The 11,696-nt window shown below is 69.0% G+C and carries 12 protein-coding genes; 10 read left to right on the top strand and 2 right to left on the bottom strand.

The genetic code is table 11. The annotated features are described in order from the left end of the window. Nucleotides 1–27: 27 nt before the first annotated feature. Nucleotides 28–261 carry a hypothetical protein gene (locus tag ABZW96_RS14295; protein ID WP_039801014.1) on the top strand — a complete coding sequence of 78 codons (234 nt, stop codon included), beginning with the start codon at nucleotides 28–30 and terminating at the stop codon, nucleotides 259–261. A gap of 30 nt (nucleotides 262–291) precedes the next feature. On the opposite strand, the gene ABZW96_RS14290 is transcribed toward ABZW96_RS14295, so the two are convergent. Next, the gene (locus tag ABZW96_RS14290; RefSeq protein ID WP_355074573.1) at nucleotides 292–1,029 is read right to left on the bottom strand and encodes a uracil-DNA glycosylase; all 738 of its coding nucleotides are present in this window, start codon (nucleotides 1,027–1,029) and stop codon (nucleotides 292–294) included. A gap of 363 nt (nucleotides 1,030–1,392) precedes the next feature. Between ABZW96_RS14290 and ABZW96_RS14285 the strand changes: the two genes are divergently transcribed. The 7 genes from ABZW96_RS14285 to ABZW96_RS14255 all read left to right on the top strand — a co-directional run bounded on the left by ABZW96_RS14285 (nucleotide 1,393) and on the right by ABZW96_RS14255 (nucleotide 9,477). Next, nucleotides 1,393–1,836 (top strand): GyrI-like domain-containing protein, encoded by a 444-nt coding sequence (locus tag ABZW96_RS14285; RefSeq protein WP_355074571.1) that lies wholly within the window; start codon nucleotides 1,393–1,395, stop codon nucleotides 1,834–1,836. Beyond that, nucleotides 1,833–2,270 carry an effector binding domain-containing protein gene (locus ABZW96_RS14280; protein WP_355074570.1) on the top strand — a complete coding sequence of 146 codons (438 nt, stop codon included), beginning with the start codon at nucleotides 1,833–1,835 and terminating at the stop codon, nucleotides 2,268–2,270. The genes ABZW96_RS14285 and ABZW96_RS14280 overlap by 4 nt, the downstream gene beginning before the upstream one ends. A gap of 248 nt (nucleotides 2,271–2,518) precedes the next feature. Beyond that, the gene (locus ABZW96_RS14275) at nucleotides 2,519–3,292 is read left to right on the top strand and encodes a hypothetical protein (RefSeq protein WP_355074568.1); all 774 of its coding nucleotides are present in this window, start codon (nucleotides 2,519–2,521) and stop codon (nucleotides 3,290–3,292) included. Beyond that, on the top strand, nucleotides 3,282–5,417 hold the full coding sequence (locus ABZW96_RS14270) for an Rv1355c family protein (protein WP_355074567.1): 2,136 nt from the start codon (nucleotides 3,282–3,284) through the stop codon (nucleotides 5,415–5,417). Before ABZW96_RS14275 ends, ABZW96_RS14270 begins: the two co-directional genes overlap by 11 nt. A gap of 67 nt (nucleotides 5,418–5,484) precedes the next feature. After that, nucleotides 5,485–7,302, top strand: coding sequence for an EAL domain-containing protein (locus ABZW96_RS14265; RefSeq protein WP_355075033.1), 1,818 nt, complete (start codon nucleotides 5,485–5,487; stop codon nucleotides 7,300–7,302). Nucleotides 7,303–7,395: 93 nt separating this feature from the next. Then, complete coding sequence (locus ABZW96_RS14260; protein ID WP_355074565.1) at nucleotides 7,396–8,523, top strand: glycosyltransferase; 1,128 nt, start codon at nucleotides 7,396–7,398, stop codon at nucleotides 8,521–8,523. A gap of 63 nt (nucleotides 8,524–8,586) precedes the next feature. After that, nucleotides 8,587–9,477, top strand: coding sequence for an SDR family oxidoreductase (locus ABZW96_RS14255; RefSeq protein ID WP_355074563.1), 891 nt, complete (start codon nucleotides 8,587–8,589; stop codon nucleotides 9,475–9,477). On the opposite strand, the gene soxR is transcribed toward ABZW96_RS14255, so the two are convergent. Continuing rightward, complete coding sequence (gene soxR, locus ABZW96_RS14250) at nucleotides 9,446–9,934, bottom strand: redox-sensitive transcriptional activator SoxR (RefSeq protein ID WP_067795363.1); 489 nt, start codon at nucleotides 9,932–9,934, stop codon at nucleotides 9,446–9,448. The two genes, ABZW96_RS14255 and soxR, sit on opposite strands and share 32 nt — an antisense overlap. Nucleotides 9,935–10,070: 136 nt before the next feature. On the opposite strand from soxR, the gene arcA reads away from it, so the two are divergent. Beyond that, nucleotides 10,071–11,327, top strand: coding sequence for an arginine deiminase (arcA, locus tag ABZW96_RS14245; protein WP_355074561.1), 1,257 nt, complete (start codon nucleotides 10,071–10,073; stop codon nucleotides 11,325–11,327). An 8-nt stretch (nucleotides 11,328–11,335) separates the two neighbouring features. Further along, on the top strand, nucleotides 11,336–11,695 hold the full coding sequence (locus ABZW96_RS14240) for a GntR family transcriptional regulator (protein ID WP_355074559.1): 360 nt from the start codon (nucleotides 11,336–11,338) through the stop codon (nucleotides 11,693–11,695). Nucleotide 11,696 lies beyond the last annotated feature (1 nt).

Raw genomic sequence — 11,696 nt, 5'->3', positions numbered from 1 at the left:
CCCATCGACGCGAGAGGACCGCATCTCATGGCCACCTGCGATACGTGCGGAAACGAGTACGACAAGACGTTCACCATCACCCGCGACGGCCAGTCCGCCACCTTCGACAGCTTCGAATGCGCGATCACCGCCATGGCCCCGACCTGCACGCACTGTTCCTGCCGGATCGTCGGGCACGGTGTGGAGGCGCGTGGAGACTACTTCTGCTGCGCGCATTGCGCCCACGAAGCGGGTCATCCGGCCCTGGTCGATCACGTCTGAACCCGCTGCCGAGCGGCGATGCGCGACCGATCACCCGCGCGGCGCGTGGCTTCGCCGCACCTCGAGCCCCGCGACCCGCGCCGCTTCGGCCAGCACCGCTTCGAGCATCGCCGGAGTGAGTCGTCCGGTGAAGGTGTTCTGCTGGCTGACGTGGTAGCAGCCGAACAAGTGCAGCGGACCGCGGCCCGCCTCGGCGGCGCCCAGTTCGACGTGCGTGCCGTGGCCGAATCTCGGTCGCGGGCGCGGCACGGCCCAGCCCGCTTCGGCCAGCACCGGAAGCAGTGCCTGCCAGCCGAACGCGCCGAGCACAACGACCGAGCGGACGGTGGGCGTCAGCAGTCGCAGTTCGGTCGCCAGCCAGTGTCCGCAGCGATCTCGCTCCTCCGGCGTCGGCTTGTTGTCCGGCGGTGCGCAGTGCACGGGAGCGGTGACCCGCACGCCGTGCAGCCGCAGGCCGTCGTCGACGCTGACCGCGGTCGGCTGGTTGGCCAGACCGACCGCGTGCAGCGCCGCGAAGAGCACGTCGCCGCTGCGGTCGCCGGTGAACATGCGGCCGGTCCGGTTGCCGCCGTGCGCCGCGGGCGCGAGTCCGACGAGCAGCATCCGCGCGTCCGCCGGACCGAAGCCGGGCACGGGACGGCCCCAATACGTCTGGTCGCGGAAGGCGGCGCGTTTCTGTCGCGCGACGAGCTCGCGCCAGGCGACCAGACGCGGGCAGGCGAAGCAGTCGGCGACCGCCGCGTCGAGTTCGGCGATGGTCCGGCACACGTCAGCACCGGCCGTACGAGGCGGTGGCGTAGACCGCCCATACCGTGCGGCGCCCGAGGGCGTGGCAGCGTCGGTCGGAGATCGGTGTCTCGTGCATCAGAACTCCCTTCGGTGGTCCCAGGGGAGGGACGAACCGGGCGATCGTGCCCACGGTGCGCCGACGCGACCGGCCGGTGCCGTCGATCGTTGATCGGCCCCGTCCGGACGGTACCGCTTCGGACATCTGTCCAGTTCAGCGGGGTGATCGAGCGGCCGCCGGGCGCGATATGTGATCGGTACCACCCGGTCGGGGTTGGTAGCATGGCGGTTCCGACCGACCGGATGCGGTGGTTCACCTCCGGCTTCTTTCGAAAGAGTCTTTCCATGCAGTTTGAGATCGTCGAGCGGGACGAGACGTGGGTTGCCGGGCTGCCGGTACGCAGCCCCAAACGTGCGCTCGGGGAACTGCGTGACCGGGATCTGGAGGCCGCCTGGGCGGCGGTGTTGCACCAGGAACTCGGCGGCCCGTTGGCCAGCGCCTACACCGACTACACCGGTGAGCTGGGCACGTACAACACCCAGATCGTCGGCTATCAGTGCGCGTCCTTCGCCGACGTCACCCGCGGTCACCTGGTCGCCCGGCTGCCGCGCGGCGCCTACGCACGGTTCTCCTCGGTCGGTAACTTCCCGCAGGTGATGACCGACCTGTGGACGCAGATCGCCTACGCCGAGGAACACAACCAGATCAAGCGGACCTACACCGGCGATTTCGAGTGCTACCCGCACGCCTACAAGATCGATCTGTACCTGGCGGTCGACGCGCGATGAGTTATGCGATCGTGGTGCGTGCCGAGGCGGTCTACGGCGGGCTGGTCGTCCCGCGCGTGCGCCCGAGCTTCAAGGTCAGCAACAGCGACCTCATCGAGTTCCTCAAGGACCGCCTGCGGGACCGGGGGGACGGCGTTGACCGTCCGATGTACACGGTGTACGTGCCGGATCCGGCCGGGAACTACAACGCTGTGGTCTGTTTCGAGTACCCCGCGCCGGACGCGGTGCCGGTGGGTGACGTCTTGGTGCGTGTCCCGAAAGGCGTCTATGCCCGGTTCGCGCCGAACGGCGACTATCACGATCCGGTAGAGGACGTCTGGGCGCAGGTCGACGACGCGACGGCGTCCGCCGAGATCACCCGGGCCTACCGTGAAGAGATCGAGATCTGGCACGCCCCGGAATCGGTCGAGTTGTTCATTTCTATCCTCGTTTAAATTGCTAATCGGTAACTGACCTCGGACCGACTGGTCTCCATGTTATTTCCGATTTCGAATACGCCGGTTCTGACCTGCGAAAATATGGCGTGTACCACAGAGTTTTCGGAAGATTAACCGGACGGCTGGTCAATTCCTGTCCGATGACGGATACTGCCCTGGGCAACTTCGTCTCGGCTCGGGGCCGCGGAGGGCTGCATCGGGCTGGACTATCGCGCATGGCAGCGCGGCGATGGAGTAGGAACAACATGACTGTGGATCTGATTGCAGTCGTGCCGAGGAACTCCCGTGGGCGGGGAGTGCGACGGTATTACGACGCGCAATCCGAGTGTGCGTTCTTTGTCTCCGAACCGGGCGTGCAGCCGGAACTCTGGGACCGGTATCTGCACGGGGCGTGTGCCGTTTACCGGCATTTCGGAGTCGAACACGCGCTCGAATACGAAACGGTCGCCGACGGTGCGTCATCGGCGCTGTTCTTCGCCGCGCTCGACGCCGACGGCGACATGGTCGCCGGGGTGCGGATGCAAGGTCCGTACACCGACGCGCGGCAGGCGCACGCGCTGGTCGAATGGGCCGGTCAGCCGGGCGCGGACGACTTGCGGCAGATGATCGCCGACCGGATACCGCAGGGCGTGATCGAGGCCAAAGGCGCGTGGGTCGCTCGCGATGCCGCCAACCGGGGCGAACTCAGCGCGGCGATCTCGCGCACCGTGCTGCACGGCGCGCGCCTGCTCGGCGCCCGCTACGGCTTCGCGACGGTGGCCTCCTTCACCGTGGCCCGCCACGAGGCGTGCGGTGCGGTTGCGGCCGAGCGCATTCCCGCGGTGCCGTATCCGGACGAGCGCTACCGAACGGTTCCGCTGTGGTGGGATACCCGGAGCTATGCCGCCTCAGCCGAGGAAGCGCAGCGATCCCTGACCCAGCGCGAACAGGACGCGCTCGGCCTGTCGACCGCGCGTACGCCCGATGTGCGATGCGGGATCGGGCGGCCGACGGAGGGCCGGCGCGGACATGGGCGATGACCGGAGCCGAGCGGCGGACCACCGGCCGCTGATCATCGACCCCGCCGATCCGGAGGACGCGCGGATACTCGCCGCGCTGCGCGCCGACCCGCGCATCGAAATCCTCGATCTGCGTGCGTCGTTGCGCGCCGAATACAGCAGAATGGTTGCCGCGCCCGATATTCCGGAGGGGCCCGAAGCGGATCGCTGGATCTATTATCCGTGGCGCGCCGCGGTGGTCGGATTGCCGGGGCCGCGTACTTTCCGGATGATCCGGCTGGATCGTAATCGGAACAAACTGACCAGAGCCGAACAGGACCTTCTGGCCGAACGCACGATCGGGATCGTGGGACAAAGCGCCGGGCACGCGATCGCGCATCTGCTCGCCATGGAGGGCGTTTGCGGCGGATTGCGCTTGGCGGACCTGGACGATATCGAGTTGTCGAATCTCAACCGGGTGGCCGGGACGCTGTTCGACATCGGCGTCAACAAAGCGGTGGTAACCGCACGCCGTATCGCCGAGTTGGACCCTTATCTCCCGGTGCAGATCTTCGCGGCCGGGGTCGACGAGAATTCGGTGGACGAATTCCTGGACGGACTCGCGATCGTGGTCGAGGAATGCGATTCGCTCGATATGAAACTCGTGATTCGCGAGGCGGCGGCCCGGCATCGCACTCCCGTACTGATGGAAACCAGTGACCGTGGTTTGCTGGACGTCGAGCGTTTCGATCTCGAAGCCCGTCGTCCCGCGTTCCACGGATTACTCGGCGAGGTCAGCGCCCGGGATTTGCGGGGACTGACCTCGCGGGAGAAGGCGCCGTACGTGGTGAAGCTGCTCGGCGCCTCCGGGCTGTCGCCGCGGCTGGGCGCGAGCCTGGTCGAAGTCGGCGAGACGGTGAACAGCTGGCCGCAGCTGGCCGGTGACGTCGGCCTCGGCGCCGCGAGCGTGGCCGCCGCCGTGCGGCGCATCGGACTGGGGCTGAAGCTGGATTCCGGTCGCGTCCGGATCGATGTGGAACGGCATCTCGACGAGCTGGCCGACCCGCCGCCGAACGACGAGCCGGTGTGGGCCGATGCGCCGCCCGAGCCCGTCACCGGGCCCATCGCAAGCGTCCTCGCCTGCGCGCAACGGGCTCCATCCGGGGGAAACATGCAGCCTTGGTCGTTGCGGGCCGGCGCGGAGCACATCGCCATCGAGCTGGCGCCCGAGTGCAGCACGGCGATGGACATCGGCTATCGCGGCAGCGCCGTCGCACTCGGCGCGGCCGTCTACAACGCGCGGGTCGCCGCGGCCGCGCACGGAATCCTCGGCCCGCACGAGTTCGTCGAAGGAGCGCCGGGGTCCGGTCGTCTCGTCGCCAGCTTGCGGCTGGGGAACGATCGCAGTGCCGAGCTGGCGGCCGACTATCCCGCCGTTCTGCGACGCGAGACCAACCGCAGGGTCGGCACCGGGGCCCCGCTGGCAGACGGCGTACTCGACGCGCTCACGGCGGCCGCCGAATCGGCCGGTGCGCATGTGCGCGCCGTCGTGGAACGGGAGGACATTGAGGAAGCTGCGAGGTTGCTGGGGGATTCCGATCGGGTCCGCTATCTCACGCCCCGCTTATACGAGGAAATGCTCGCCGAAGTCCGTTGGGCGGACGACACGCCGGAGACCGGAATCGATGCGCGCAGCCTGGAACTGACCGACGACGAATGGGCGGCATTCCAGATCACCACCCGCGCCGACGTCATGGCGCAGTTGCGGTCCTGGTCGGGTGGAGCGGCGCTGGGGAAATACACCGGTGACCGGGTGCGGTCCAGCTCCGCCATTCTGGCCGTGACATTCGACGCGGCCGACCCTCGATTGACCGACTACGCGGCGGCGGGCGCGGCGGTCGCGCGGGTTTGGGTGCGGGCCGAGCGCCTCGGATTGTGCGTGCAGCCGATTTCCCCGGTATACCTCTACGCCCGACGCCATGCGGAACTTGCAGCGATTTCCCCCGACTTCACGGATACACTAACGTCACTTCAGGGCCGTTTCCTGGACCTGCTGGAAGTGCCCGAGCATGAGACCATGGCGTTGGTGCTTCGCCTGAGCTACGCCTCCGCCGCCACCGTACGCAGCAGGCGGCGTCCGGTGCTCGGTGTGGACACCAGTAGTTAGCGCGATCGGAGACAATGTGCCACGGCGGACACTCGACTCGTTGGTGACCCAGGTCGCCTCTGAGCTCATGGGTGTGGACGCCACGACCATGGTCGCCGCCACCGAACGCGTGCTCGCGCAACTGGTCGAGTACTTCGACGTGGATTTCAGCTACGTGCGGCACACCGACCGCGAACGCCGGGCAACCGTGCTCATCGCCGAGTGGCCGCACCGGCAGAACATTCCGGATCCCGATCCGCTCGGCGTGATCTACTTCGACGGCGCCGACCCGGTGTTCCGCGCCCTGGAGAACGCGACCGAGCCGATGGTCGCGCGCCCGACGCCGGAATTCGCCGACTACCAGGAGACCGTGCGCCGTGGTTCCGGCATCGTCGGGGTGACCTCGGCGGCGGTACCGCTGATGTCGCGTGGCGAGCCGACCGGTGTGCTCGGGTTCGTCAAGTCGGGCGATCGGGAGTGGAGCAATCGCGAACTCAACGTGCTCAAAGCCATCGCGGCGCTGTTCGCGCAACTGCAAGCGCGGGTGGTCGCGGAGGAACGCCTCCGATACATCGCGCTGCACGACGACTTGACCGGCCTGGCCAACCGGCGCGCGCTGCTCGAGCACATGGAGGAGCGATTACGCGCGGGAAGCCCCGGCCCGGTGGCCGCTTTCTTCCTCGACCTGGACCGCTTGAAAGCACTCAACGATTTCCTCGGTCACACCGCAGGGGACAACTTCATCCGCACCTTGTCGACGCGCCTGCGGGAGAACCTGGACCCGAACGACATGATCGCCCGACTGGGCGGCGACGAATTCGTCATCGTTCCCGCCAAGCCGATGGACGCGGTGGCCGCCGAGTACGAGGCGAACCGCATCCAGCAGTTGATCGCGCGGCGCGTCACCGTCGGCGGCGAGTCGGTCAGCCGGGGCGCCAGCGTCGGCGTCGCGCTCGGCTTCCCCGGTGAGACGACGGTCGCCGACGTGCTGCGCCGCGCCGATCACGCGTTGTTGTCGGCGAAATCGGGCGGCGGCAACGGCGTCGCGGTGTTCACCGACACCATGCGCGCGCAATTCGAACTCCAAGACGACGTGGAGCTCAACCTGCGCGGCGCGGTGTCGGACGGCTCGCTGCTGCTGCACTACCAACCCGAGGTGGATCTGCGCACGGGCCGCATCGTCGCGTTGGAGGCGCTGGTTCGCTGGCTGCACCCGACCAGGGGATTGCTGCCGCCCGCCGCGTTCGTCACCGTCGCCGAGGCCACCAACCTGGCCGGCGAACTCGGCCGCTGGGTGATCCGGTCGGCGTGCGCGCAATTCGCCGAATGGCGCAGGCGCGGTCTGGCGGGCAACGTCGTGATGCGGATCAACGTGTCGCCGGTGCAGTTGGTCAGCCTCGATTTCGTCGAGCGCATCGAGGACATCCTGCGCCTGTTCGGCATCGACGGCAGCTCGGTGTGCCTGGAGATCACCGAGCACGTCGTGGTCCAGGACCTGGCCCGGACCCAGGTCACGCTGCGCGGACTCAAGCGGATGGGCGTGCAGATCGCCATCGACGATTTCGGCACCGGCTACAGCTCGCTGTCGCATCTGAAGGCGCTGCCGGTGGACGCGGTGAAGATCGATCGGGGTTTCGTGCAGCGCCTCGGCGCCAGCACCGACGATCTGGCCATCGTGAAATCCATCATCGGCCTGGCCGGCTCGTTCGGGCTGGGCGTCGTCGGGGAAGGCGTCGAGACGGCGGTCGCCGCGCGCACCTTGGTCGGCCTCGGCTGCTACCGCGCGCAAGGCTTTCTGATCGCGAAGCCGATGCCCGCCGAGCAGGTCGAGACGCACCTCACCGCGGGCCGGATCCCGCTTGATCTCGATCTTCCGCGGGCCGGGCGCGGGCTGCCCGCGCACTGAGATCACCGCGACAGCCGCCGGTTATCCGGTTCTTTCACGGCCGTTCACGCACCGTTGGGCGCGGGTAACCCGATCCGCTGCACGATCGGCCACGTGCGCATAGTTCAGCTTGCGAACTTCTACGGCCCGCGGTCGGGTGGGCTGCGCACGGCGCTGCACCATCTGGGCGAGGGTTACGTCGCCGCGGGACACGACGTGGTACTGATCGTGCCGGGCCCGCGCCGGTCCGAGGAGATCCTGCCCACCGGCGTCGTACGGATCACACTGCCCGCGTTGGCCATTCCGTGGACCGGGGGTTACCGTGCCGCGGATCCACGCCGGGTGGCCGACGTCCTGGACGGATTGCGGCCCGACGTGCTCGAGGTCTCCGACCGGCTGACGCTGCGCGGATTCGGCCGCTGGGCGCGGCGGCGCGACGTGGCAGGCGTGATGATCTCGCACGAGCGGCTCGACCGGCTGCTGGGGCAGGTGCTGCCCGGCCCGGTGGCGCGGCGCTGCGCCGATGTGGCCAACCGGCACACCGCCACCGACTACGACATCGTCGTGTGCACCACCAGCTTCGCTCGCGAGGAGTTCCTGCGCATCGACGCGCGGAACGTGGAGCTGGTCCCGCTCGGCGTCGATCTCGATCTGTTCAACCCGCACCGGCGCGATCGCAGGCTGCGCGCCGATCTGGGGGTGCCGGGTCATCCGCTGCTGGTGCACTGCGGCCGGTTGTCGGTCGAGAAGCGGGTGGATCGCAGCATCGAGGCGGTCGGCGCGTTGCGGGCGGCGGGTATCGAGGCGCGCTTGGTCGTCGCCGGGGACGGCCCGCGCCGCGACGCGTTGCAGCGGCGGGCCCGCACGCTGGCCCCGCTGCCCGGTGGGGTGCCCGCCGTGCACTTCACCGGCTTCATCGCCGAGCGCGCGATGGTCGCCAAACTGCTCGCCACGGCGGATGTCTCGCTGGCGCCCGGTCCGCACGAGACTTTCGGCCTCGCGGCGCTGGAAGCGCTCGCGGCGGGCACGCCCGTGGTGGCGAGCCGATCCTCCGCGCTGGCCGACATCGTGACCGCCGACTGCGGCGCGGTGGCCGCCGACCATCCGTCCGCGTTCGCGCGGGCGGTCAGCGACGTGCTGGCCATGCCGCAGGCCCGCAGGCGCAGCGCCGCGCGCAGCCGGGCCGAGCAATTCACCTGGCCGCGAGCCGTCGCGGGCATGCTCGCGGTTCTGGGTCGTTAGCGGCGTCCCGGTCGGCGGCCGCCGACTGGACTACCCTGCGGGGAACCGATTCGGCGATTCGAGATGGGATGCGCAGTGCTGGGTAGAGGTCGCGGGCGAGCGGGTCGAACGACGGTGCGCGATGCGAAGGTTCTGGTCACGGGCGCGGCGAGCGGCATCGGCCGGTCCACCGCGCTGGCCGCCGCCGCGGACGGCGCCGAACTGGTGCTCACCGATGTCAATGCCGAGGGCCTGGACGCCACGGTGACGGACATCCGAGCCGCGGGCGGACGTGTGGCTCTGGCGCAAGCGCTGGACATCACCGACTACGACGCGGTGCGCGCCTTCGCCGACCGGGCGCACGCCGAACTCGGCAGCCTGGACGTCGTCATGAACATCGCGGGCACGTCGGTCTGGGGGACCGTGGAGAACCTGGAGCACCAGCACTGGCGGCGCATGGTGGAGGTCAACCTGATGGGGCCGATCCACGTCATCGAGACCTTCGTGCCGCCCATGGTGCGCGCGGGCAAGGGCGGTGCGCTGGTGAACGTGTCGTCGGCGGCGGGCCTGCTCGCGCTGCCCTGGCACGCGGCTTACAGCGCGGGCAAATTCGGCATCCGCGGCGTATCCGAGGTGTTGCGGGTGGATCTGGCGCAACACGGCATCACGGTGCATCTGGTGGCGCCCGGCGCGGTGAACACGCCGCTGGTGCGCAGCGTCGAGCTGGTCGGAGTGAACAAAGAGGACCCGAAGATCAAGCGGCTCACCGCCGCGTTCACCGAGCACGCGGTGCCGCCGGAGCGGGCGGCGACGGCGATCCTGCGCGGGATCGAACGCAACCGGTTCCTGATCTACAGCTCGTTCGACATCCGCTTCGGTTACTGGTGGAAGCGCAAGTTCGCCTTTCCCTACGAGTTCGCGATGCGGCGCACCAGCGCCCGGTTCAGCAGGCTGCTGGCTTCGACGGGCAATTGAGCTGCACGTCGAGCACGCGCGCGCCGGGACCTTCGGCGCCGAGCCGGTCGTGCTCGTTGACCAAGCGGCAGGTGCCGAGGGACAGGCAGCCGCAGCCGATGCAGCCGGTGAGGCTGTCGCGCAATCGGATCAGCTGGGTGATCCGGTCGTCCAGGTCGGCGCGCCACGTGGTGGACAAGGTCTCCCAATCGCGCCGGGTGGGCGTGCGGCCTTCCGGTAGTTGATCGAGGGCCGCCCTGATCTCGCTCAGCGGTATGCCGACGCGCTGGGAGATGCGGATGAACGCGACGCGGCGCAAGGTCTCGCGGGCATATCTGCGCTGATTCCCGCTGGTGCGTCTGCTCGTGATGAGCCCTTCGCGTTCGTAGAAGTGCAACGCGGAGACCGCGACTCCACTACGCTCGGAGAGCTGCCCGGGGGTCAGCTCCTTCGCCCGCCAATCGGCTGCTGTCGACATGCACGCTCCTCCCAATCACCTCAACAATACTTGAGGTTAGGGTGTGCTGGGACCGGATTCGGCGATCGCGCACCGATCCGCAGGCCGAAGCCGGGATTTCCGTGCTCTTCCGGCCGCGGCGCACTACGGTTCGATCATGGGAGCAGATGCTGTGTCCGCGCGGGAGGGTGCGCGTTTGGCCGTGACGTCCGAAGTCGGCACGCTGCGTACGGTGCTGCTGCACCGGCCGGGCAACGAGCTGCGCAGGCTGACCCCGCGCAATAACGATCAGCTGTTGTTCGACGGCATCCCGTGGGTGGAGCGCGCGCAGCAGGAGCACGACGCGTTCGCCGAAGTCCTGCGTGGCCGCGGCACCGAGGTGCTGCTGCTGTCGGACCTGCTCGCCGAGACCATCCAGGTCAGCGGCGCCGCCCGGATCCAGGGCATCTCGGCCGCCGTCGACGCGCGCAGGCTCGGACACACGCTGGCCGACGAACTGGCCGCCTTCCTGCGCGGCGTGCCCGCAGGGGAACTGGCCGACATCCTCATGGCGGGGATGACCTTCGACGAGTTGCCGTTCGGGCCCGACGCCACCTCGCTGGTGCGCCGCATGCACCACGGCGGCGACTTCGTCATCGATCCGCTGCCCAATCTGCTGTTCACCAGGGATTCCTCGTTCTGGGTCGGTCCGCGCGTGGCGATCACCTCCCTCGCGCTGCCCGCCCGCAGCCGGGAGACCTCGCTGACCGATCTCATCTACGCGTTCCATCCGCGTTTCCTCGGGGTGCGCCGGGCGTACGAATCGCACACCGCGCCGATCGAAGGGGGCGACGTGCTGCTGCTTTCGGAGGGCGTGGTCGCGGTGGGCGTCGGCGAGCGCACCTCGCCCGCCGGCGCGGAAGCCTTGGCGCGCAGCCTGTTCGACGATGACCTCGCGCACACCGTGCTCGTCGTGCCGATCGCGCAAACCCGCGCGACGATGCACCTGGACACGGTGTGCACCATGGTCGACGCGGACGCCGTCGTGATGTATCCGGCGGTGCGCGAATCGCTGTGCGCCTTCACCATCCGCAAGGCCGACGACTACGGCGGACGGCTCGGCAGCGGCCGGGTCGGCATCAGCGGTCCCGACCCGTTCCTGCCCGCGGCCGCCGAGGCGATGGGCATCGGCAAGCTGCGGGTGATCGACACGGGACTGGACGGCGTCACCGCCGAACGGGAACAGTGGGACGACGGCAACAACACCCTCGCGCTCGCGCCCGGCGTGGTGGTCGCCTACGAGCGCAACGAGATGACCAACGCCAGGCTGGAGGACGAAGGCATCGAGGTGCTGCGCATCCCCGGCTCCGAACTCGGCTCCGGCCGGGGCGGCCCGCGTTGCCTGTCCTGCCCGCTGTCCCGCGACGAGTTGTGAGCGCGGGCATGTTCACCATCACCGTCTCGCACGACTCGACTGTGCCGCCCTACGAGCAGCTACGCCTCGGCATCATCGCCCAGGTGCGTTCCGGCGAACTGACCGCCGGAACCAAGATCCCGACCGTCCGCGCCCTTGCGGCTCAACTCGGCCTCGCCCCCAACACGGTGGCACGCGCCTACCGCGAGCTGGAGGCGGACGGCGTGGTCGAAACCCGGGGCAGGCAGGGCTCGTTCATCGCCTCCTCGGGTGACCCGACCCGCGACGTGGCAGGCCGCGCGGCCACCGCCTACGTCGCGACGGTGCGCAGATTGGGCTTGGACGACGCCACCGCCCTGCGCTATGTGCAGGCGGCACTCGAGGCCTGAC

Origin of the sequence: Nocardia sp. NPDC004168 (assembly GCF_040610355.1) — a bacterium.
GTDB classification, from domain to species: domain Bacteria; phylum Actinomycetota; class Actinomycetes; order Mycobacteriales; family Mycobacteriaceae; genus Nocardia; species Nocardia sichangensis.
The sequence above is the reverse complement of the archived record's forward strand: the minus strand, read 5'-3'. Positions and strand labels throughout refer to the sequence as shown.